Genomic DNA, 22,632 nt, shown 5'->3' on the forward strand with positions numbered 1-22,632 from the left:
CTATTCTAACTTCCTTATCAGTCAACTGAGCACTTATCACATCACATAAAGCTCATTGGCTCAACATCCATCATGACATGAATATGGTCTCTGTCCCATTCTTGCGCTTTGTTTTTGATTGTTTCTAAAATAGGTTGAATCGCATGACGATTTCGATAATGATAGAGCACTTGGAAATAATACTGATTGTTAATTCGTGCAATGGCACTTTGACTAGGCCCTAAAATTCGTGTTTGCGGCACATCCGCTTCTTGTAACAATCGTCGAATCTTAAATGCGGTTCGTAGTCCCGTTTTCTCATCAAAATGCGACACTGTCAATCGAATAGTAAAGACATACGGTGAATAGTGATTCAATTTTCGATAGCGCATTTCATACGCATAAAATTTCTCATAATCATGTGCCTTAGCAAATTGGAGAGCATAGTGCTCCGGATTAAACGTTTGAACAAAAACTTGACCAGGTAAATCTCCTCGACCTGCTCGACCGCTCATTTGTGTAATTAATTGAAAGGTTTGTTCCGACGCACGAAAGTTAGGAAGATACAATGATGTATCTGCATTAATAATACCAACGAGCGTAATATTAGGGAAATCTAACCCTTTCGCAATCATCTGTGTTCCTAATAGAATATCTGCTTCGTGATTGGCTACCTTATTAAGAATTTTTTGGTGACTTCCTTTACGTCTAGTGGTGTCATTATCCATACGGACCACATTCGCCTCAGGAAACAGTTCCATAATTTCTTGTTCAACTTTTTCTGTTCCCGTCCCAAATGATTGTAGGTGATGCCCACGACATTCCGGACAAAATTGCGGAAGAGCTTCTGTATGACCACAATAGTGACATTTTAAGGTTTTATCTTCATTATGTCTGGTTAGAGACACGTCACAATTGGGGCATTGAAAGACATGCCCGCAATCCATACATTGAATATAGTTAGCATAGCCACGCCGGTTAAGCATCAACGCGACTTGTTCATGACGAGCCAATGTCTCGGTAATCGCATCACGTAATTTTCGTGAAAATTGATAATAATTTTTATGTTTAAATTCTTCTCGCATATCGACAATTTGAACATCTGGTAATTCATGATGATTGGTTCGTTTTGTTAGTGTTAATCGTTCATAGACCCCATTTTGCGCACGGGCTCGTGTTTCTAACGATGGTGTCGCAGAGCCTAAGACGACCGGACATTGGTGATAATTTCCTCGCCATTTAGCTACTTCTCTGGCATGATAACGTGGTGCATTATTTTGTTTATATGTCGTTTCATGTTCTTCATCAATAATGATAATACCTAAATTATCTAGTGGAGCAAAAATAGATGAACGCGCACCAACCGCAATATGTGCTTCACCATGTTTTAATTTTCGCCACTCATCAAATCGCTCCCCTGCTGTTAATTGACTGTGCAAGACAGCGACATCGTTACCAAATCGACCCTTCAATTGATTAACCATTTGTGGCGTTAACCCAATTTCTGGAACTAATAATAACGCCGTTTTATCTAAGTCACGCGCTGCTTGAATTAACTGCAAGTAAACTTCTGTCTTACCGCTCCCAGTGACACCTTGTAATAAAAAGACTTCATGACGATGAGTATGAATATCTGGGAGAATACGATTAAAGGCTTGTTGTTGTTCTGGAAATAAGGTTTTAGGTTCTACCGTTTCTGTAACTAAGTCCGCATACGGATCGCGTTTTTCTTCTTTTTCGAAAACAGTTAACCAACCTTTTCGCTCACCACTACGTATTGTTTGCATCGATAGATTAAACGATGCTTTTAATTGTTTAGCAGAGATGTTTTCGCCATCTAAATCCATTAATACCGCTACTAAATCTTGTTGTTTTGTAGCTTGGGGCCGTAGCTGACTCTCCACCTCTTGTAATTCTTCATAATCGAGCAATGGTTGAATCCAATAAGCTTTTTTGATTTTTTTCTTATCTTTCAATCGATATTCAACTGCGACTTCCCCAGCTGATTTCAATTGCATAAGAGTGGCTAATTGTTGGTTTTGATTAGCTGCATCCCAGCTCACTTCTTTTTGCGATGAGAAAAATTGTTGCTGATGTTCCCAAGAAATCGTTGGCAAAGGGACAAATACTTTAGTGTAATCCACTTTTAAGAGGTTAGGAATCATTGTTTGAAAACATAAAATTTGAAAGGTAAATAACTGGGTAGCTAACTCTTTTCCAAGTTGTAACATCTCAGACGTTAAGACGGGTTCATCATCTAATACGGCAGAAATGGATTTTAATTCACGATCAATATTCGATTCATCAGAAACCTCGACAACGAATCCGAGGACTTCTCGAACGCCAAAAGGCACTTGTACACGCATTCCAGGAGTGACAAAATTAGCCCACTGTGATGGAATAATATAATCAAAAGGATGATTCACTTGCATAGTAGGAACATCGACAATAACTTGTGCATATCGTTGATTATTAGCCATTTTGTCCCTCCTTTCCTGTCTCTCTATTTTAAACAAGTTTAAAACAATTGTAAATTCACGCTCTCTAAACTTATGATTCTAATAAGAAATAAAAATAGGACTAGAAACATACCTAGTCCTATTGCCCTGATTATTTCGTTAATTTATCCACGGGAATGCCTTCTTCATTGTAACTATAAGAGCGGGCTTTCTCACTATCTCCCATAGCTGTAATGAGTCGATCGCGATAAGGCTCACCTAATTCATCAAATAAATAGAGGTGATCGTCTAAATTTAATTGTTGACGTTTGCTTTCAATCTCACCTGGTTTTTTGAGTTTATATTGCGTTTGAGGTAAACGATCCTCTGTTTCATGTTTTTCGATACGATAGAAATAGTTATCGTCAATATAAGCAATCTCTAATGCCCCTGTATTGGTCCGATACTCTTTCGTGTCGTAGGATTCGCCTTTAAGTTCCCACCAAGCCTTAATTGCTTCTAACGCTTCTTCCTCTGTACGATACGTTCCGTGTTCTTTACGAACATCGTCCCGTTTACTAATCCAATAATTAGTATAAACTGTATTCGTCATACAATCCCACCTTTCATTAACCTTAAGTATACCGTGAAAGCGCCATCGTTTCCACCAGTTACATTCGAAAGCAGAGATTTCTTAGAAATAAAAAAGCTATGTCCTATGACATAGCTAATAGATATTATTGGTTTAATGATTCTGGGTCAATCACTAAATCATTAGAAGCAATTTCTTCTAGAGCTTTACCGACTTCTTTTGGTGAATGATAATCATCTAAAATCATATCTTTATCGGTATGAATTTGTTTTGCTCGTTTAGAAGCAATTGTACATAATGAATATTTTGAATCGATTTTGTCTAATAATTTATCAATAGATGGATAAATAATCATCGTTATTCCTCCCCTTCTTGTAAATAACTTTCCACGATGTTGTCAATAAAACGATCCGTTTTCAGATGTTCAGCATCTAAGATCGTTTGAATCCGTTTAACCGCTTTATCCACGCTGTCATTTTCGACCACGTAATCATATTGCGTCATCAATTGAAGTTCTTCGCGTGCTTGTTGCATCCGTTTCGCAATCACTTCTTCAGAATCTGTTCCGCGATTTACAATTCGTGATTCTAACTCACGTAAGTTAGGTGGTGCTAGGAAAATAAACACGCCATCAGGCATCCGCCGTTTGACCTGTAGAGCCCCTTGAACTTCAATTTCAAGGAAAACATCTTTTCCTTGCTCAGTCATTTCTTGAACATACTCTAAAGGTGTTCCGTAATAATTTCCGACATATTCTGCATATTCAAGAAGCTTTTCTTCTTCAATCATCTGTTCAAATTCAGACCGTTTTAAAAAGAAATAGTCTTCTCCATCCACTTCACCTGGACGTGGTTGTCGAGTGGTTGCAGAAACTGAATATAAAAATTGATGCTTGTCGTGGTCAGTAGCAAACAATGCTTGCCTTACTGTTCCTTTCCCTACACCTGAAGGCCCAGATAAGACCACCAATAATCCTTTCGATTTCATAGAACACCTTTCATCCTTCTTCAATTTATAGCTATTATAGTACCATAAAAACCAGCATTTTAGGATAAAAAGGTATAAAAAATCCCTGACTTTGGATTAGAATTCTATGAGTGATACCTTATAATTTTCTTAAATAATTATTTTTGAGAACAAATGTTCGAAAACGACTTGCATTAAGAACAAACGTTCGCTATAATAATGAATAGAAAGGCGAACACCTGTTCTTGATAGGCGGTCGCTTATTTGTAAGGAGGAGATGTCATGCAAAACCCATTAAACTTTCATTCGCTTCGTTCACTATTCACACCACAGGAAGTTACTTATTCAAGTGAAGTTGTCCCTGTTACTGTGAATGGAGATGATTCGAATGATTTGACCGCTGTTATGCCAATTGATCAGGTGGTGCATGCCATTGACAATGCTTATTACAGTGACCGTCCTATCTATATTACGGTTTCAAGACGGAATGCAAACTTATACACTAAAGATATTTTCTTTGGTTTTTTCCGTACCCCTTACCGTAAAGGACAAGCAATTGCTTTTCATGATGTCGATCAAGACATCACGCGTCTATTTGACGTCAATGATATATTAGCGACTCGTCTCCCTGAATAATCGGTAGTTATCATTAAAAAAGACCAGCATAGGCAGGAACCTACGCTGGTCTTTTTGCTCTTATAGTATTGGTGAAAATAACCGAGAAAATTCTTGTCGGAATTTTTTCCAACGTGATTGGTTATTAAAGTATTCGGCAGTTAATAAGGTGCTGTCTTCCATATCGCGATGGTAAATAGCCTCTAATTGAGAAACAAGTTCATCATCATAAATAAACGCATTCACTTCAAAATTTAGAGCAAAACTCCGAACATCCATATTAGCTGTCCCAACACTCGCATATTTGCCATCAACCATAATGGTTTTAGCATGTAAGAACCCTTTATCATAGCGATGAATTTTGGCCCCTAATTGTTCCATTTGTTTCACGAAATACTCTGTCGCCCGATAAACAAACGGATGGTCAGGTTTCGGTGGAATCATAATATGCATATCTACGCCCGAAACAATAGCCATTATAACGGCTGAATACATCGCTTCATCGGGAATAAAATAAGGCGTTTGAATATACACATGATCTTTGGCCATAGAAATCATCTTCGCATAGCCCATTTTAATTTGGTCCTTATCTTCATCTGGTCCACTAGAAACGATTTGCATAGCTGTATTCCCACGATGAACAGGTTCTGGGAAATATTCCCGTTCGAAATTTTTAACTTTTTCTTTACGAGTCGCATACCAATCCATTAAGAAACGTGATTCTAAGGTTTTGACTGCATCTCCTTGAATACGAAGATGTGTATCTCGCCAATAACCTAAATCACCTTTGCCAATATATTCCTTAGCGACATTGAAACCACCAACATAACCTACTTGCCCATCAATAGCGACAATTTTACGGTGATTTCTAAAATTCAAACGAAAGTTAACAATCCAGAACGGTGATTTAGAGAAGAAACTCGCTGTTCTCCCTCCCGCTTCTTCTAACGGTTTCAAGTGACGTTTTTTTAATTTTCGTCCCCCGACTGCATCATATAAGAAGCGTACTTCAACGCCTTCTCTAGCTTTACGTTCTAATGCTTTTAAGATCGGCCCCCCGACTTCATCATTATTGAAAATATAATATTGAATATGAATAAACTCTTTCGCATTTTCAATATCTTTTAATAAATCAGCAAATTTTTCTTTCCCATCAGTATAGATTTTTACATCATTACGTTGCGTTAAAATGGAAAAATCTGAACGAAATAGGAGTGTCATCATTTGTTGAGTCGAGTGAGAATAACCTCCAATATTTGTTTGTCGGTGATTTTCATCGGTGTGGCTCTTTATAAGGCCTTGCATCCCATACACTTCTTGGGTTTGTAAATGAAATATATTTTTTTGTGAGATTTTTCGTCCAACAAAATAATAAATGATAAAACCAATACCAGGCAATAGGTTTAAAACCAGTAACCATGCCCAAATGGATGTTACGGGACGGGATTCTTTAAATACAGTAATGACGGCTAAGATAGTATTGACTAATAGAAAAATACCAATAGCAATCAAAATATAGTCACGCATGGGACACCTCAATTCCTTAATTTAAAAGGGACTGGACCTCCGTCCAGCCCCGATAGTTATTATAAATACTTATATTTAATCGTTCAATAGTCGTGAGCGTTCTTTACGGGAAATATATGGGGTATGTTTAGGAATAAATGATTTTGCTTGGACATTAAGCAATAAAATTAAAATAATTAAAATCGTTGCAAAATTAATGCCGAAATCTAAACCAAATGCTGCCCATCCAGGTTGGAAATGACTCACTGGTTCACTCACTACCCATTGATTCACAATATGACGCAGCCCAAAGTAAGCCCCTGTTGACAAGAATGTGCCTGTCACTAAATTAAGATACACTGATTTCATCCGATGATTATGTAATGTCCGTTGTAAATTACGTGCAAACAAACTGGCAATTCCTAACGTTAGACTAATCAATGTTACCCAAAGCAAATTCATTCCACTGTTTAACGGTTCAGGTAAGATGAGCCAAGCATTCAGCAAGCCAAAAATACCACTAGCGATAAACCCTGGAACAGGGCCACGACGAAAACCATAAAGGAGTAGTAGGACGAAGCCAATGCGTAAAATCACTTCATGACCAGTAATAACATCTGGAAAGACAGTTTGAATAAGTAAGGCTAAGGCTATAAAGAGTAAGCCTTCAATAATGATGACTAAACGTTGAGAACTTTTCACCTAAATTCCTCCTTATTTTCTCTTTTTCGGTTGATAGTTAGAGGCTTCCATAATGACAGGAAGAATCATTGGACGACGACTCGTCTCTTCAAATAATTTTTTACTTAATTTTTCACGAATATCGCCTTTTAATTTTGACCATTCAAAATCTTTGCCTGATAAATTATCATTAACCACATCTGTTACTAATGATTTCGTTTCTTCCAGTAATTCTTCACTAGCTTTCATATAAACAAAACCACGTGAAATAATTTCTGGACCAGATAAGATTTTACCTAAACGACGTGAAATCGTTAGAACGACAACGAAAATCCCATCTTCAGATAAAATGCGACGGTCGCGTAAAACAATATTCCCAATATCGCCCACACCAGATCCGTCAATTAACACATTGCCAGCATGAACTCTGTCGCTTAAGCGCATTTGGCCTTTTTCTTCTTTTAGGACATCCCCTTTATCTAGTAAGAAAATATTTTCCGCTGGGAATCCTGTTTGAATTGCTAAATCAGCATGCGCATGCATCAAACGATACTCTCCAGAAATAGGGATGAAATATTTCGGTTTTAATAATTGTAGTAACATTTGAAGATCTTTTGGTGAGGCATGACCACTTGATTTATATTCTTCTGTCAATTCAACAACAGTGCCACCGGCTTGATAAACTTTATTCTTAGTATCAGCTACCACTGTCTCCATATCGATTGATGGTGACGTTGCAATAATAATATGGTCTCCATCTTGAATCGTCACTGGGAAGCGGTGATTCATCGCCATTTTTTGTAAGGTAAATAATGGTTCCCCTGTTTTTCCTGTTTCCAGAATCACTACTTCATTATCCGCAAATTTATCCATATCTTTTAATTTTTTAATTAAATCAGAAGACGCGATATCTAACTTACCTAAACGAATAGCGACATCAATAATTTCTTCTACATCATCATTCATTAGGAAAACATGACGACCGACTGCTTTAGCAGCATCAAAAATTTGTTGTAATCGTTGTAAGTTATTTGCCACAGCAGCCATAATAACACGGCCATCAGCACGGCGCATTTCGGAAATTAATCCGTTAGCAATCATCACTTCAGATTCATTTTCAAATTGTGCTTCAGCTTGAGTGGAATCACTTAGCAAAGCAAACACACCATTTTTACTGATTTCCGTGATGCGATTAAAATCCGTCGCATATTCTGGGCGCACGGTCATATCAAATTTAAAATCCCCAGTATATACAATGCTTCCTTCTTTAGTCACTAAGTCAATTCCGACTGAATCCGGAACGGAATGCGTCGTTCTAAAGAATTTCACTACCACATCGCCAAAATCAATTTCATTATCGGCATCAATAATATGAAAATCTTGGTAATTTTTTAATCCAATTTTTTTCGCTTGGATTTTAGCCAATTCAATTGTTAATTCTGTCCCAAAAACAGGAATTGGAATTTCTTTTAGTAAATAAGCTAATGCACCAATGGCATCTGCATGGCCATGAGTTAAAAAGATTCCTGCAATACGATCTTTATTTTCCTCTAAGTAAGTGAAGTCAGGAATCATAATATCAATCCCTAACATCTCCTCTGGCGGATAAACTACACCACAATCTAGTATATAAATCATGTCATCTACTTCAACGAGATACATGTTTTTACCCATTTCTCTAACGCCACCTAGAGAAATGATTTTAATATTATTACTCATAAGAGCCTCCTTAAAACAATGATAAGTCTGTTATAGCTGTCCCTTATCATATCATCTAGTCTCGGATTGTTTCATAATCATTGATTTTTAGGTTTTTCCTTAAACGTCTACGATTAAGACAAACTTGAAAGTCACTGCTTTCATTTTAGCAAATAAACACTGAATGAACAATATAAACGAAGTCATACAAAAAGGAGGTAGGACCATTCTCCTACCTCCTATAGGTGAGCTAATCAAACCACTAAATCGTTAGTTCACAGCCATGCTGTTGATATCGCTAAGCTATTTTTCTAGCTGATGAGTCATCATCATCTGATAAAATATTACTAATAATCACAACAGCAATAATGCCTGCTGCCACAAACATTAAACTCGTTAGTTGGAATGTCATAGCGAGTAATAGTAAAACAAAAGTTACAATTAGTAGTGTCGTCCGTGTTTTCGTACGCATATTAATCGTCCTTTCTGATCACATATTTCTGAATGGCAGATGATGCTCCTTGATTCTCATTTGTCTCTGTTACAGCATCAGCCACTCGTTTCACATCATCCTTGGCATGTCCCATTGCCACACCAAATCCCGCTACATCAAGCATTGAACTATCATTTTGATTGTCTCCAATAGTAAACGTCTGTCCTAAATCAATACCTAATTTATTCGCAATGACTTCAACGGCATGTCCTTTAGACACGTCACTATGAGTCACTTCGAGATAATTCGGTTTCGCACGATACAATATCGTGTGCGGAAGCAACTGGCTATCCACTGACTGAGTCAATTCATCTAACTGTTTGGCGTCTCCAATTAACAACAATTTATGAATCGCGCGATTCTTGTCAGCTAACACATCTTCTAGCGGGGTAACAGTCGGCTGAATCCCTGTCCGCGCAATTTCTATTTCGATATTATCGGTTACTGCTTCCACATACCAATTCGTTGTCGCATATAAATTAATCGCTAATCCAGGAAATTGTTCTTGCACAATAGCTAATAAATAGTCTAAATCCTCTCTATCGACTGGTAAACTATACATCACTTCAGGATTTTCTTTGGCATAACGTGCCAAAATCAATGCGCCATTGAAACAAGAAATCGGACTATCGTAAGCTTGCAATTGATCAATGATTGCTAACATGCCTTCAGGTGAGCGTGCCGAATTTAAAGCGAATGAAATACCGCTCTGTGAAAGTGCTGCTACCGTTGCCGGCATCCCTTCATCAAGTGTGTAATCATTGCTTAAAATCGTGCCATCAATATCGCTAACAACCAATTGAAATTCCATAGCGTTTCCTCTTTCTGTGACAACTTTTTTAAAACATTCTCGTTTTTCTATTAGAGGCACTCGCTTTAAATAGTACCAACCTCTCTACACCCTTAACGTAACATATCATATGGGTAATTGAAAGCGTTCCCCATTGATTTTATCAAAAAAAGCACTAGTTTTTTCTAGTGCTTTTCAAACGTTGTATTTAACGTGTTAAATCGTTTGTTTTACCGATAAATCGCTTTAATTTCTAAATAATCTTCGATACCGTAACTGCCACGTTCACGGCCGTATCCTGATTGTTTATAACCACCAAATGGAGCATTGTGTGGTTGGTCAGCTCCATTAACAATAATCGCTCCCGTCCGTAATTGACGAGCAACATCAATCGCTTTATCTTTAGGTCCAACAACTGCACCACTTAATCCATAATCTGTATCATTTGCTAATTCAATCGCTTCTTCAACATTATGATATGTAATAACAGATAATACAGGACCAAAAATTTCTTCGCGGGCAATGGTCATATCATTAGAAACATTGACGAAAACAGTTGGTTCAACGAAGAATCCTTTTCCTTCAATCGCATGACCACCAACTAAGAGTTCAGCCCCATCTGCTTTTCCTTTTTCAATGTAATCAAGAACGGTTTGTTGTTGTTTTTCAGAAACCATTGGCCCAATATCTGTTTCACCGTCAGTTGGGTCCCCTTGTTTAATGGTTTTAAGATATGCTTTGATTTCATCTTTAACAGCAGGTAGTTCATTTTCAGGAACGAGTAACCGTGTCAATGCGGTACAAACTTGCCCAGAATTATTAATAATCGTATCGACACTTGATTTAACCGCTAATGATAAATCGCCCTCAGGTAAGTAAATTAATGGGGATTTCCCTCCTAATTCAAGGACTAATTTTTTCACTGTTGTTTTGGCTTGTTCGTATAACCCTTTACCGACTTCTGTTGACCCAGTGAAAGAAATGACACTGACATCAGGATGGCCAGTTAAATAATTTCCTAATTCTGAACCTGATCCTGTCACTAGGTTAAAGACGCCTTTAGGGAGACCGGCTTCTTCAACAATTCGTGCTAAAATAACAGCCGTTAATGGCGTTTCTGTAGCTGGTTTAACAACCATCGTATTACCAGCAAGTAATGCTGGAGTTAGTTTCCGTTGAATTTGATTTAATGGGAAATTCCATGGTGTAACTGCTGCTACCACTCCAAAACCTTCTTTGATAACTAATGCGTTATCAATTTCGCTTTCAAAATCTATCGTATCTAATGATTCAATGCTAGCTTCCATTTCATCAGCTGAACGTTCAACTTGTCCGTAATCTGTTGACGATTTTGGAGATCCTAATTCAGCTACCACAGCTTGTGTTAATTCCGCTTTATGTTCACGAATACCATCAGCAATTTTTTGTACATATTGAGCACGTTCTTTTGGTGATTTTGCGTTCCATGCTGGGAATGCTTCCTTAGCAGCTGCCACCGCGTCATCCACATCTGCTTCATTTCCTAAGGCAACTTGCGCAATTTCTTCTTCAGTCGCAGGATTTAAAACAGGTTTCGTTTCTTGGCTATGGCTGGATACCCATTCACCATTAATAAAAAATTGTGTTGCATCCATATGAGAGCCTCCTATCGCTTTATCTGTCTTAAAAGGTTTTTTATATATTTCAACTAAATTTAGCGTAACACGATTAAAATAAAAAGGCACGCCATATACATAGCGTGCCTGTTACTAAACTAACGGAATGAGTGATCTGTTATTTTTTTAATTGTTCTAAGAAACCTTTTGAATCTTCACTACGATCTTCTTTAAAGAATTTAGGGGCAAAAACAATCGCACCTAATAGTAATAAAAATAATCCAAATTTTATACCACTATTATCGACAAAGATGATACTAATGAGTAACAGTATAAAGAGAATGATGGTTAGAATATTCGCTTTTTTCATCATTGTCCCCCTTCTTAGACTAGTCTTCGTCACTTTCAGTTAAAGCTTTCATAGATAAATTAATTCGTCCACGATTATCAATTTCTAAAACTTTAACTTTTACCGTATCACCAATAGAAACCACATCTTCTACGCGATTAGTTCGTTTATGTTGTAATTCAGAGATATGAACTAAACCATCTTTACCTTTTGCGATATTGACAAAGGCACCGAATTTTTCAATCCGTTTAACAGTTCCTTCATAAACTTGGCCTGGTTCAACTTCTAACGTTAATTCTTCAATGATTTCTTTAGCACGAGCAATAGCGTCAGCATCACTTGATGCAATATTTACTCGGCCATCTTCATCAATATCAATCTTAACGCCTGTTTCGTCAATAATTTTATTGATGGTGTCTCCACCTTTACCAATAACGACTTTAATTTGATCCGGTTTAATTTGGATTTGTTCAATTTTTGGCGCATATTGACTCAATTCAGGACGTGTTTCAGCAATCGTTTCACTCATATGGTCTAAGATTTGCATACGTGCTGTTTGCGCTTGTTCTAACGCTTCTTTAAGGATTTCTTCTGTAATTCCTTGAATTTTAATATCCATTTGTAAAGCCGTAATTCCTGCTCGTGTTCCGGCTACTTTAAAGTCCATATCACCTAAGTGGTCTTCTAGTCCTTGGATATCAGTTAAAATAGTATAATTTTCTTCATTTTCATCCATAATCAATCCCATGGCAATTCCAGCTACAGGTGCTTTAATTGGCACACCACCATCCATTAATGCCAAAGTGCCGGCACAAATAGAGGCTTGTGAAGAGGAACCATTGGATTCTAATACTTCAGCCACTAGACGAATGGCATATGGAAACTCTTCTTCACTAGGCATTACGCGATCAAGTGCTCGATGTCCTAATGCACCGTGACCAATTTCACGACGACCTGGTGATCCGTAACGACCAGTTGACCCAACACAATATTGCGGGAAATTATAATGGTGCATAAAACGACGAGAGTCTTCTTCATTTAATCCGTCTAAACGTTGTTCCTCAGAAATAGGAGCCAAAGTTAACGCTGATAAGACTTGCGTTTGACCACGTGTAAATAATCCTGACCCGTGAGCTCGTGGTAATAAGCCAACTTCAGAATCTAATGGACGAATTTCATCAATTTCACGACCATCTGGACGTACTTTATCTTCTGTGATTAAACGACGAACTTCTTTATATTCCATTTGGTCCGCAATTGCTACCGCTTGATTATGAATCGCAATAAAGTCTTCATCATCGACATATTTTTCATCAAAATGCGCAATGATTTCTTCTTTCACTTGTTCAATAGCCTCTTCGCGTTCTAACTTATCATACACTTTAATCGCATCGGCCATTTTAGTATAGAATTGTGCTGTTGCTTCGGCTTCTAACTCTGCATCAACCGTATCTAATGGCACATCCATTTTTTCTTGGCCAACTGCTTCTTTAATTTCTTCTTGGAAATAACATAATTCTTTAATAGCAGTGAAACCAAACATTAGTGCTTCTAACATTTCTGCTTCTGATAATTCAGCAGCAGAACTCTCCACCATATTAATCGCATTACCAGAACCAGCTACTGTCAATTCTAAATCTGAATTTTCTTGTTGTTCAATGGTTGGGTTAATCACTAAATCGCCATTCACTCGACCAACATTGACACCAGCGATTGGCCCATAAAACGGAATATCAGAAATTGTTAAAGCAATTGATGATCCTAACATCGCTGCCATTTCTGGTGTACAATCTGGATCTACTGATAACACTGTATTAATGACTTGAACATCATTTTTGAAACCTTCTGGGAACATTGGACGGATAGGACGGTCAATTAAACGCGCAGTTAATGTGGCATGTTCACTTGGACGTCCTTCTCTTTTAATGTATCCACCAGGAATTTTACCAACTGCGTACATTTTTTCTTCATATAATACTTGTAGTGGGAAGAAGTCTTGGCCTTCTTTTGGTTCTTTTTCACCAACAACTGCTGATAAGACGACGGTATCTCCATAACGAATGAGTGCACTCGCACTGGCTTGTTTCGCTAATTGACCAACTTCGACCGTTAAGGGACGACCTGCCCAATTCATTGTAAATACTTGTTTATCCATAATAACTCCTTTTGGCAACTCCCTGGCTACTAATCAAAGGTTTACTTAGAAAGTCTTTCTAGGCAAAACTTTGGTTAGTAGAAACGAGCAGAGTTGCATTTTATTTTTTTATTTAGAAAAAGCGAGATCCACCAATATGAATCTCGCTTTTAGTACATGCATTAATCATTGTTGTCCAACTTTTTGGACATCTTAAGTTTATTAACGACGTAAACCTAAGCTTTGGATTAAGTCACGGTAACGTTGAACATCTTTATTACGTAAGTAAGCTAATAAGTTACGACGATGACCAACTTTTTTCATTAATCCACGGTAAGAATGGTAGTCTTTTTTATGTTCACGAGCGTGTTCGTTAAGTGCGTTAATTTCAGCAGTTAATAACGCGATTTGCACTTCTGGACTACCTGTATCTCCATCGTGACGTGCGTATTTATTAATGATTTCTTGCTTTTGTGATTGTGTAATTGCCATTTAGCAACACCTCTTTCTATAATATTTGCCTTTTACCTTGTAGAACGTTGGTGATTCGTCGAACCAAGTAAAAGGTAGCCGTGTTTTCACACGTAACATTATTATATCGACTATTATTAAGTAATGCAAATTTTCTCGTAGGATTTCTATAAAAAATTTAGATAACTTTTTGAGTAGACTTTTCGCCTACAATTATTGGATAATAAAAATAATATAGAATCGGTGGCTATAAAATGATTCATCAATTTTTTCAAGGACATTACACTTATTTAAAACATTATATATCACGTGCTGTCATTGCCTTTATTCCTTTTATATTCATTGTTTGTTGTTTTCTATTTCGCCCTGACTGGATACAACATTTCGATGAACGAGTTCTTAGTCAATTATATGGTTACGGAAATCCAGTATTTCATCAATTTATTGGTCAATATACGCGTTTAGCTGATGGCATCATGGTGGTGGCCATTATTATTTTCTGTGCCCTTAATTTCAATTATTATACAAAACAGCGTCGCATTATGCGTTGGTTTCTTGTGACGATAGGTATTGGTGCTGGGATTTTAAATCCACTCATGAAATTTATTATTCAACGGCAACGTCCTTCCGTTGTTTCCCACCTAATTAATCAAGGGGGATTTTCATTCCCTAGTGGTCATTCTGCTGGCTCAATGATTTTATATGGTACCATTGCGATTCTCGTTTATGAACGATTTAAACATCATCGCTGGGGAAGTTGGTTAGCGTATTTTATTCTTTTCTTTTTCCCTACTACGATTGCACTTAGTCGTATTTATTTAGGCGTTCATTATCCAAGCGATACTATTGCTGGACTTTCACTAGGGTTAGCCGTCATTATTTTAGCTGCTGGTTATTTACGTGCTTTTATCATCGATAATGCCTATTGGGAAGAATTTTCCTCTAAAAAGTAGCTCTGCTCTAACCAATTTTGTCATATGACATCACGCATAAAAAATAAGGAGGTATTATGTTTCAAACCATCCTATCAGCCATCACAGTTTATCTATCAACTAGCATTGATTATCTTTTCTTATTAGTGCTTTTATTCTCAACGTTTAATCATAAAGGATTAAAAGCACAAATCTATGCTGGACAATACTTAGGAACTGCATTGTTAGTACTCACTAGCTTAATAGCTGTTTACGTCATTCACTTTATCCCTTCAGATTGGGTGATTGGTTTATTAGGACTCATTCCCTTATTTTTAGGGATTCGTTTTGCAATTGTCGGTGAAGATGATGATGAAGAGGAAGTCTCTTCACAATTAAAAAAGCGGCAAAAACAACAACTTTTTTGGAGTGTTACATTACTAACTATTGCCTCTGGTGGTGACAATCTTGGAATTTATATTCCCTATTTTGCTACCCTTGCTACGTCAGAAATTGTTATTACCCTTATTATTTTCATCTTTGGTGTGGTTATTCTCTGTGAAGTCAGTGAACGGATTGCCAAAGTTCCTACCATTATGGAAACCATTGAAACTTATGAACGAATAATCGTTCCGACTGTGTTTATATTATTGGGACTCTATATTATGTATGAAAACGGCATTTTTAGCTTGTTATTCAATTAATAAAAAGGACGTCAATCGACGTCCTTTTCACTATCAATGGTACTATTGCATTTTAAATTCTGCTTTTAATTCCATCACAATATCGCGCAATTCCGCGGCTTTCTCAAAGTTTAAGTCTTTAGCTGCTTGCTTCATTTCCATTTCAATGTTATGAACAGCTTCTTCCTTATCGTCACGTTTAAGATCACGAATAGAATCTAATAATGATGCCGATTCATCAGCCGTATTAACGTCATGAGTAATCCGAATAAGTTCTGGAATTTCTTTCTTAATTGTTTGTGGTTCAATATTATATTTGTCATTATATGCTTCTTGAATTTTCCGTCGACGATTCGTTTCATCCATCGCTTTTTGCATTGATTGGGTGATTTCATCAGCATACATAATAACATGTCCGTTAGCATTCCGAGCTGAACGCCCGATTGTCTGCATCAATGAGCGTTCATTACGTAAAAAGCCTTCTTTATCAGCATCTAAAATAGCTACTAATGAGACTTCAGGAACATCAATTCCTTCCCGTAATAAGTTAATTCCAATGAGAACATCAAACACACCTAAACGTAAGTCACGAATAATCTCTGACCGTTCTAACGTTTTAATATCGCTGTGTAAATATTTTACTTTAATACCGACTTCTTCTAAATAATCGGTTAAATCTTCAGACATTCGCTTCGTTAACGTCGTAATAAAGACGCGTTCATGTTTAGCAACGCGTTCATTAATTTCACTAATCAAATCATCAATCTGCCCACTTGTTGGACGAACTTCTACAATCGGATCTAATAATCCAGTTGGTCGAATAATTTGTTCCACGACATCGCCATCTACTTTATCAAGCTCATAATCTCCAGGTGTTGCGGAAACATATAAGGCTTGGTTTAACCGTTCTTCAAACTCGTCTAATTTCAATGGCCGGTTATCTAAGGCACTTGGTAAGCGGAATCCGTGATTAATCAACATCTCTTTTCGCGCTTTATCACCGTTATACATTCCACGCACTTGTGGCATCGTCATATGGGATTCGTCTACCATAATTAGCCAATCATCTGGGAAGAAGTCTAATAATGTATATGGTGGTTCACCAGGGGCACGTCCATCCATATGGCGAGAATAGTTTTCAATACCGTTGCAGTAACCCATTTCCAGTAACATTTCCATATCATAGCGAGTGCGTTGTTCTAATCGTTGTGCTTCTAGTAATTTTCCTTCATCCCGGAATTTTTGTAATTGTTCTTCTAATTCTGATTCAATACTATCAACTGCGCGTTGAATCTGATCATTGTTAGCGACAAAGTGAGTCGCAGGGAAAATTGGATAGTGTTCCACATCATTTTTTACTTCTCCCGTTAATACATCAACTTCACGAATACGGTCAATTTCATCGCCAAAGAATTCTACGCGAATAGCTGAACTATCTCGAGAAGCTAGGAAAACTTCGACTGAATCCCCTCTTACACGAAAGGTTCCGCGTGTAAAATCAATATCATTACGCTCAAACTGCATATCAACTAAACGACGCATAAAATCATCGCGTTCCATTTCTTGGCCTTCACGAATAGACAACACATGTTCTGCATAGTCTTTAGGATTTACTAATCCGTAAATACAAGAAACAGAAGCGACAATCACCACATCCGAACGCTCTAAAAGTGCACTGGTGGCAGAGTGACGTAGTTTATCAATTTCATCATTCACACTTGCAGATTTTTCGATGTAGCTGTCACTAGAAGGAACATACGCTTCTGGTTGATAATAATCATAATAAGATACAAAATATTCAACCGCGTTGTTAGGGAAAAATTCTTTTAACTCGCCATATAATTGTCCAGCTAATGTTTTATTATGAGCCAGTACTAACGTTGGTCGATTGGTTTGCGCAATCACATTGGCCATCGTAAATGTTTTCCCCGTACCAGTTCCTCCCAATAATACTTGAGACGTTTGCCCACTATTAATCTTATCCACTAATTCAGAAATGGCTTCTGGTTGGTCCCCATTAGGCTGATACTTGGACACTAAATCAAATGTATTTTGCTTTCTTTCAATATCTAAAGACATCCCATCACTCCATTCTTCCCTATTGTATCATGAGTTACTGATAATCCTAGCATCAGCTATTGAACACCTGAATTAAGAATTTAACTCTTACGTTTTGAAAAGACTTGCGTAACTTTTAAAATTTCAGTATAATACCTCTGTTAGTGACTTTTCACTTAAATTTGTAAGAAAGTGGGTGTATGAACATGGCAAACATTCAATCAGCAATCAAACGCGCACGTCAAAATGACGCTCGTAACGCACACAACGCTAAACTAGTTAGCGAAATGCGTACCGCTAAAAAACGTTTTGAAACTGCAGTAGCTGAAGGTGCAGATAATCAACAAGAATTATTCAACCAAGCAGCTAAAGCAATTGACCAAGCGGCAAGCAAAAACTTAATTCATAACAATAAAGCTGCTCGTGATAAATCACGTTTAGCACAAAAATTAAACAAATAACAAAAAACAGCTGAGTCTTTCCATTAGGAAGTGACTCAGCTTTTTTGTTATCTTTTTTAAGCTTCTCTAGCACAAAATTGGAGAATAAACCATTCTAGACCTTGTTTTTGGTCCACTTTCCCCGTTTTCATCTCATGTTCTAGTTCCACTAACTGCATATATCCTCTCATTAAACGATTCGCAGAGTAAGCTGCCATCTGTTTAGCCGTCATTTTGATTCGATAAGGATGAACCCCTAATTCCTTAGCCATACTTCCTTGATTGTAACCAAGACGTTTCAACTGCGCAATTTGCGTATAAAGGCGAAAATTTGATTGAATTAACGCTAAAATACCAATAGGTTGTTCATTATGACCTAGCAATTCACGATACAATTGAATCGCTTGCTCAACTTGTCCAGTCATAATATAGTCCGTCAAATGAAAGACATCATCATCTAAAGTTGGCGTCACTAATATTTCAACATCATGTTGGGTAATTTCTGAACTATCTCCAATAAAGAGCAGTAATTTTTCTAATTCATTCAAAGCAGGTGATAACTCGTAATTCACACGTTCTAAGAAATACTGAAGGGTTGCTGGCGAAATGTCTACCCCAGCCTGGGTAATCGTCTGCTCGACGTAAGTCTTTACTGCTGGTCCTTGCATCTCACTCACATCAATAGTTGTGACATTATCAGGTAATTTTTTGATGACTTTTTTACGTTTATCGAGTTTCTCATACGGAACCTCAATGACAACAACAACATCTGGAGCAGGATGATTGAAGTAATCCGCTAATTGGTCAATATCATGATCCACGCGTGTCTTTTTCTTAGCACCAGTTAAAAAATAAGCATCCTTTATTCGCACAATTTTACGCTCTGAGAAAAAAGAAAATGAATTTGCTTCGATTACGGCTGATTGAACAGGGGTATTCTCCATATCAAACGCTAAGTGATTCATTTCATTCGCATCATCACCTAGATAAGTAGCCATTAACGCTTCTTCAAAACGTTCCATTAACCGTTTCTCTGTTCCTACTAATAAGTAAACTGGGGAAAACACTTGTTGTTTTAACGATTGTAATGCACGTTGTAAATCCATGGATTAGTTAACTCTCCTCCCAATTTTGGGCTGTTGTTTCTATTTTAGCGAATCCCTTCCGAAAATGATAGTAAATCCCGCCCATTTTATCGGTTCGATAAATTTCAGCACCTGATTGTTGTAATGATTTTAAGACTTCTTGATTTGGATGACCGTAGCGATTGTTTTCTCCTACTGAAATCCACGCCTGCTTAGGTTTGATAGTTTCCACAAATTCACTAGGTGTTGAGTGCCCGGACCCATGATGAGCAACCTTTAATATATCAATCTTTAATCCTAAACGTTGAATCATTTGTTGAACCCTTTGTTCATTTTTATCTTCGACATCTCCAGTAAACAAAAACCGACGTGGCCCTATTTCAGCATAAAGGACGAGCGAATCTTCATTCTCTCCTGTTCCTTTCTCATGTGGATTTAACACATGAAAACTCGTCTCCGTTGACGCTCGTATCGTATCGCCAGTTTTTAACCAATGAATATGTGACTGCTGACCTGCCTGTTGTAAACTATCCGCTAAGGTTGCCAGCTGCGTCGTATCAGCTTGCATTCCAATTGGCAAATAAACATTATCAATGGGATAATGTTGGCTTAACTCATCAAATCCTCCCATATGATCATAATCGCCATGCGTTATAAACACGCCGTTTATCTTTCGAATTCCCTGAGCTTTTAAGCTCGGAATCAGTTGGCGACTCACCATACTAGACGTCTCCCGCTCTTCCCAATTTTCTTTGGCAAAATGAGGTTTTTCCGCCACATCAATGAGATAAACTTTCTTCATATGCGGTAACTTTATCAAAAAGGTATCTCCTTGACCAATATCAACCATTTGGACCACGCCATTAGGATTAAGATAAGGATATGCCCATAATATCATTAATACACTTCCTATTATGATAGTCATCACTTTTAAATGTTTTTGACTTTCAAAGGCTAAGAAATAACTAATGAAAACAATAACAATGATTCCCATTAGCCAAGCTGGGATTTGACCAGTCACCCAATGAAAAATATCCCATTCGACAACTTCTAAACTTAATCGCTCCAACTGCCTAATCACCCATGCTAGTAACGCTTGAAACCATTCCAAATAATTAGCTAAATCGACAAGATGAAGTCCCATTAATAGTAATAGACCTGGAAAAAGAAACACGGTAAAAATAAAAGAATAAAAAACATTTAATATTAAAGCTAGCCATGAAAATTGATAAAAGTGACTAACTAGTATTGGCACAATAGCCATTAAACACCCAAAACTCATCATCAGTTCCTTCATCCAATTGGGCCAAGAATAAGTTGTTAAACTTTGATTCATAAACAGAACAACAGCAGCTAATAAATATGTCAATTGCCAACTTAGTGAGAATAAAGCATACGGTTGCCACCATAGACAAATCATTAAGGTTAGACACGTCCCATTTAATGTTGATGGCGGATTACCTCGTCTTCGTTGCCACCAATTATATAAGTAAGCCCCAAACGCTCGAATTAAGCCATAAGGAAAATTGAGTAATAAGCAGTAAGCAAATAATAGTCCTAAGACGACTAAATCAACCACCTCAACAGTGAGACCCAAAGGTAATAATAATCGTTTCATCTGTTTCACTAAATAAGTTACGTGAAAGCCTGAAATACTAAATAGATGAATCATTCCTATCGTTTGGTAAGCAGCTAATACGTTACTATCTATCACCTCTAATTCATTAAAGAATAACGACAAAATATAGGCCCGAATTTGAGGATTAGCAATTGTTTCGAATCGCCGTAAAAAGGCATATTTAAAGTTTGCGATTTGATACTTCCATTGACGTAATGGTTGGATAAAAATAATCTGTTTGGCGTTTAATATCCAAAATTCTTGGCGTCGCCAAAGAAACTGACGATAATTAAAACTGCCTAAATTTCTTTCTTCATCTGGTTGATTTAATTCCCCAAAAATTTTTACTTGAAAGCTTTCTGTTTGTGCCAACCATTCTTTTTTCTCCGTTTCTGACGATAAATAATAAAAGACTTCGACCTTTTCCGCTGATTTTTCAGATAACACAACATTACCAGTAAAATGCACTTGATTTCCTTCAATTTCAACGTCAGTCATCGAAACATTCACAATCCACTCATTCTTATTGCTATCTAAATTCGTCTGTTTTTGGGATTGGTGGTATAACGTGTTTCCAGCCGTCACTATTAAAATAATAATAAATCCCCACCATAATTTTCGCTGATCTAAATACCAAACACGGCAAACAATCAACAAAAAACATATGATGGTCCAAAAATTACAATTGAGTAAAACTACAGTAACGCTTATCACGCCTAAAGTTAGCCAAATCATCGTCAATTCCTATTATTCAACGGTTATTTGGCTACGAATATTTTCTAATGTCTTTTCACCAATCCCATTGACATTTGTTAGTTCATCGACTGTTTGAAAACTTCCATTATTTTCACGGTATTGAATAATTTCAGTGGCTTTTTTCTCGCCAATTCCTGTAATTTCTTGGAGTTGACTACTATCCGCCGTATTAATATTGATTAACGCACTTGACTGTTGGCTACTTTCAGATGTCTCACTATTCGCCACTGTTTCTGGAGTATTAATTGTCGTTAAATCAGGTGCCTGTTCCCCTTTTTTAGGAATATAAATCACCATCTGGTCACTCACACGCTGTGCTAAATTAATTTGCGTTTGATCCGCTTCGGACGTTAATCCCCCTGCTAAATCAATCACATCATAAATTCGCATTTCTTGATCAACGGGATAAATACTTGGTTTCTTTACAGCTCCTTTAATATCAACATATCCTTTTTGGACAACTTTCTCTTCACTAGCCGTTGACGACGGTGTGCTTTCTTCATTTAAAGCTGTTGGCTCGCTATCATCCAAATAATATTCTCGGTCGTCAGCCATTAGATAAGACTCTGACTGATTCACTTCTTCATTAGAATAAATGGTTTGATACACTTTAATCGCAATAAATAAGCATAGTAAAAAGCCACCGAAATACAATACTAATCGTCGGCCATAATCTTGCCATAACCCGATTAGTGATTTTGTCTTCAGTGACTTTAACCATTGTTGCCATCTATTCATCGCCGACCTCTCCTCTCATCTTCTTTTTTATAAATA

The 22,632-nt window shown here is 37.2% G+C and carries 21 protein-coding genes; 4 read left to right on the forward strand and 17 right to left on the reverse strand.

The features are described from left to right. Positions 1–41: 41 nt before the first annotated feature. From priA to gmk, 4 genes are all read right to left on the reverse strand, one after another. Positions 42–2,459 (reverse strand): primosomal protein N', encoded by a 2,418-nt coding sequence (gene priA / locus B8955_RS00930; protein WP_084097799.1) that lies wholly within the window; start codon positions 2,457–2,459, stop codon positions 42–44. 130 nt (positions 2,460–2,589) lie between these two features. Next, positions 2,590–3,030: a hypothetical protein gene (locus B8955_RS00935; protein ID WP_084097800.1), complete on the reverse strand. Its 441-nt coding sequence runs from the start codon at positions 3,028–3,030 to the stop codon at positions 2,590–2,592. Positions 3,031–3,154: 124 nt separating this feature from the next. Next, positions 3,155–3,364 carry a DNA-directed RNA polymerase subunit omega gene (gene rpoZ / locus B8955_RS00940; RefSeq protein ID WP_084097801.1) on the reverse strand — a complete coding sequence of 70 codons (210 nt, stop codon included), beginning with the start codon at positions 3,362–3,364 and terminating at the stop codon, positions 3,155–3,157. Positions 3,365–3,366: 2 nt separating this feature from the next. Next, positions 3,367–3,996 carry a guanylate kinase gene (gene gmk / locus B8955_RS00945; protein WP_084097802.1) on the reverse strand — a complete coding sequence of 210 codons (630 nt, stop codon included), beginning with the start codon at positions 3,994–3,996 and terminating at the stop codon, positions 3,367–3,369. A gap of 261 nt (positions 3,997–4,257) precedes the next feature. Between gmk and B8955_RS00950 the strand changes: the two genes are divergently transcribed. Beyond that, positions 4,258–4,611 (forward strand): hypothetical protein, encoded by a 354-nt coding sequence (locus tag B8955_RS00950; RefSeq protein WP_084097803.1) that lies wholly within the window; start codon positions 4,258–4,260, stop codon positions 4,609–4,611. Positions 4,612–4,671: 60 nt separating this feature from the next. Here B8955_RS00950 and cls read toward each other — a convergent pair whose 3' ends face one another. From cls to rpsO, 9 genes are all read right to left on the reverse strand, one after another. Continuing rightward, on the reverse strand, positions 4,672–6,117 hold the full coding sequence (gene cls / locus B8955_RS00955) for a cardiolipin synthase (protein WP_084097804.1): 1,446 nt from the start codon (positions 6,115–6,117) through the stop codon (positions 4,672–4,674). 75 nt (positions 6,118–6,192) lie between these two features. Next, positions 6,193–6,798, reverse strand: coding sequence for an energy-coupled thiamine transporter ThiT (locus B8955_RS00960; RefSeq protein ID WP_084097805.1), 606 nt, complete (start codon positions 6,796–6,798; stop codon positions 6,193–6,195). Positions 6,799–6,810: 12 nt separating this feature from the next. Beyond that, positions 6,811–8,496 carry a ribonuclease J gene (locus B8955_RS00965; RefSeq protein WP_084097806.1) on the reverse strand — a complete coding sequence of 562 codons (1,686 nt, stop codon included), beginning with the start codon at positions 8,494–8,496 and terminating at the stop codon, positions 6,811–6,813. A gap of 277 nt (positions 8,497–8,773) precedes the next feature. Then, positions 8,774–8,947 (reverse strand): hypothetical protein, encoded by a 174-nt coding sequence (locus B8955_RS06865; protein ID WP_159444404.1) that lies wholly within the window; start codon positions 8,945–8,947, stop codon positions 8,774–8,776. Position 8,948: 1 nt separating this feature from the next. Beyond that, positions 8,949–9,779: a Cof-type HAD-IIB family hydrolase gene (locus B8955_RS00970; protein WP_084097807.1), complete on the reverse strand. Its 831-nt coding sequence runs from the start codon at positions 9,777–9,779 to the stop codon at positions 8,949–8,951. Between the two features lie 209 nt (positions 9,780–9,988). After that, complete coding sequence (locus tag B8955_RS00975; protein ID WP_084097808.1) at positions 9,989–11,392, reverse strand: aldehyde dehydrogenase family protein; 1,404 nt, start codon at positions 11,390–11,392, stop codon at positions 9,989–9,991. Positions 11,393–11,531: 139 nt separating this feature from the next. Then, positions 11,532–11,723 (reverse strand): hypothetical protein, encoded by a 192-nt coding sequence (locus B8955_RS00980; protein WP_084097809.1) that lies wholly within the window; start codon positions 11,721–11,723, stop codon positions 11,532–11,534. A 19-nt stretch (positions 11,724–11,742) separates the two neighbouring features. Further along, positions 11,743–13,857, reverse strand: coding sequence for a polyribonucleotide nucleotidyltransferase (gene pnp, locus B8955_RS00985; protein WP_234983492.1), 2,115 nt, complete (start codon positions 13,855–13,857; stop codon positions 11,743–11,745). A gap of 201 nt (positions 13,858–14,058) precedes the next feature. Beyond that, complete coding sequence (gene rpsO / locus B8955_RS00990; protein WP_084097810.1) at positions 14,059–14,328, reverse strand: 30S ribosomal protein S15; 270 nt, start codon at positions 14,326–14,328, stop codon at positions 14,059–14,061. 233 nt (positions 14,329–14,561) lie between these two features. Here rpsO and B8955_RS00995 point away from each other — a divergent pair, with 233 nt between their 5' ends. Then, positions 14,562–15,260, forward strand: coding sequence for a phosphatase PAP2 family protein (locus B8955_RS00995; RefSeq protein ID WP_084097811.1), 699 nt, complete (start codon positions 14,562–14,564; stop codon positions 15,258–15,260). 56 nt (positions 15,261–15,316) lie between these two features. Beyond that, positions 15,317–15,922 (forward strand): CadD family cadmium resistance transporter, encoded by a 606-nt coding sequence (locus B8955_RS01000; RefSeq protein WP_084097812.1) that lies wholly within the window; start codon positions 15,317–15,319, stop codon positions 15,920–15,922. Positions 15,923–15,964: 42 nt separating this feature from the next. Here B8955_RS01000 and uvrB read toward each other — a convergent pair whose 3' ends face one another. Beyond that, on the reverse strand, positions 15,965–17,980 hold the full coding sequence (gene uvrB, locus B8955_RS01005; RefSeq protein WP_084097813.1) for an excinuclease ABC subunit UvrB: 2,016 nt from the start codon (positions 17,978–17,980) through the stop codon (positions 15,965–15,967). Positions 17,981–18,165: 185 nt separating this feature from the next. On the opposite strand from uvrB, the gene rpsT reads away from it, so the two are divergent. Beyond that, positions 18,166–18,420, forward strand: coding sequence for a 30S ribosomal protein S20 (gene rpsT / locus B8955_RS01010; RefSeq protein ID WP_084097814.1), 255 nt, complete (start codon positions 18,166–18,168; stop codon positions 18,418–18,420). A 56-nt stretch (positions 18,421–18,476) separates the two neighbouring features. Here the strand turns inward: rpsT and holA are convergent, their stop codons facing one another. Genes holA through B8955_RS01025 form a run of 3 tightly spaced genes read right to left on the reverse strand, consistent with a single transcriptional unit; the run spans position 18,477 to position 22,596 of the window. Then, positions 18,477–19,505, reverse strand: a complete 1,029-nt coding sequence (gene holA / locus B8955_RS01015; RefSeq protein ID WP_084097815.1) for a DNA polymerase III subunit delta — start codon at positions 19,503–19,505, stop codon at positions 18,477–18,479. A 7-nt stretch (positions 19,506–19,512) separates the two neighbouring features. After that, positions 19,513–21,837 carry a DNA internalization-related competence protein ComEC/Rec2 gene (locus B8955_RS01020; protein ID WP_084097816.1) on the reverse strand — a complete coding sequence of 775 codons (2,325 nt, stop codon included), beginning with the start codon at positions 21,835–21,837 and terminating at the stop codon, positions 19,513–19,515. A 12-nt stretch (positions 21,838–21,849) separates the two neighbouring features. Continuing rightward, the gene (locus B8955_RS01025; RefSeq protein WP_084097817.1) at positions 21,850–22,596 is read right to left on the reverse strand and encodes a helix-hairpin-helix domain-containing protein; all 747 of its coding nucleotides are present in this window, start codon (positions 22,594–22,596) and stop codon (positions 21,850–21,852) included. Positions 22,597–22,632: the final 36 nt, after the last annotated feature.

It is taken from the genome of Aerococcus suis (assembly GCF_900176325.1).
In the GTDB taxonomy this organism is placed as follows: Bacteria; Bacillota; Bacilli; order Lactobacillales; family Aerococcaceae; genus Aerococcus; species Aerococcus suis.

Excerpts from the sequence above, each read along its gene's own strand:
- priA (WP_084097799.1), bottom strand. The coding sequence starts at position 2,459 with ATGGCTAATAATCAACGATATGCACAAGTTATTGTCGATGTTCCTACT.
- B8955_RS01000 (WP_084097812.1), top strand. The coding sequence starts at position 15,317 with ATGTTTCAAACCATCCTATCAGCCATCACAGTTTATCTATCAACTAGC.
- B8955_RS00970 (WP_084097807.1), bottom strand. The coding sequence starts at position 9,779 with ATGGAATTTCAATTGGTTGTTAGCGATATTGATGGCACGATTTTAAGC.
- uvrB (WP_084097813.1), bottom strand. The coding sequence starts at position 17,980 with ATGTCTTTAGATATTGAAAGAAAGCAAAATACATTTGATTTAGTGTCC.
- B8955_RS00995 (WP_084097811.1), top strand. The coding sequence starts at position 14,562 with ATGATTCATCAATTTTTTCAAGGACATTACACTTATTTAAAACATTAT.
- B8955_RS00950 (WP_084097803.1), top strand. The coding sequence starts at position 4,258 with ATGCAAAACCCATTAAACTTTCATTCGCTTCGTTCACTATTCACACCA.
- gmk (WP_084097802.1), bottom strand. The coding sequence starts at position 3,996 with ATGAAATCGAAAGGATTATTGGTGGTCTTATCTGGGCCTTCAGGTGTA.
- rpsO (WP_084097810.1), bottom strand. The coding sequence starts at position 14,328 with ATGGCAATTACACAATCACAAAAGCAAGAAATCATTAATAAATACGCA.
- rpsT (WP_084097814.1), top strand. The coding sequence starts at position 18,166 with ATGGCAAACATTCAATCAGCAATCAAACGCGCACGTCAAAATGACGCT.
- B8955_RS06865 (WP_159444404.1), bottom strand. The coding sequence starts at position 8,947 with ATGCGTACGAAAACACGGACGACACTACTAATTGTAACTTTTGTTTTA.
- B8955_RS01025 (WP_084097817.1), bottom strand. The coding sequence starts at position 22,596 with ATGAATAGATGGCAACAATGGTTAAAGTCACTGAAGACAAAATCACTA.
- B8955_RS00975 (WP_084097808.1), bottom strand. The coding sequence starts at position 11,392 with ATGGATGCAACACAATTTTTTATTAATGGTGAATGGGTATCCAGCCAT.
- B8955_RS00965 (WP_084097806.1), bottom strand. The coding sequence starts at position 8,496 with ATGAGTAATAATATTAAAATCATTTCTCTAGGTGGCGTTAGAGAAATG.
- B8955_RS01020 (WP_084097816.1), bottom strand. The coding sequence starts at position 21,837 with ATGATTTGGCTAACTTTAGGCGTGATAAGCGTTACTGTAGTTTTACTC.
- B8955_RS00980 (WP_084097809.1), bottom strand. The coding sequence starts at position 11,723 with ATGAAAAAAGCGAATATTCTAACCATCATTCTCTTTATACTGTTACTC.
- rpoZ (WP_084097801.1), bottom strand. The coding sequence starts at position 3,364 with ATGATTATTTATCCATCTATTGATAAATTATTAGACAAAATCGATTCA.
- holA (WP_084097815.1), bottom strand. The coding sequence starts at position 19,505 with ATGGATTTACAACGTGCATTACAATCGTTAAAACAACAAGTGTTTTCC.
- B8955_RS00935 (WP_084097800.1), bottom strand. The coding sequence starts at position 3,030 with ATGACGAATACAGTTTATACTAATTATTGGATTAGTAAACGGGACGAT.
- cls (WP_084097804.1), bottom strand. The coding sequence starts at position 6,117 with ATGCGTGACTATATTTTGATTGCTATTGGTATTTTTCTATTAGTCAAT.
- pnp (WP_234983492.1), bottom strand. The coding sequence starts at position 13,857 with ATGGATAAACAAGTATTTACAATGAATTGGGCAGGTCGTCCCTTAACG.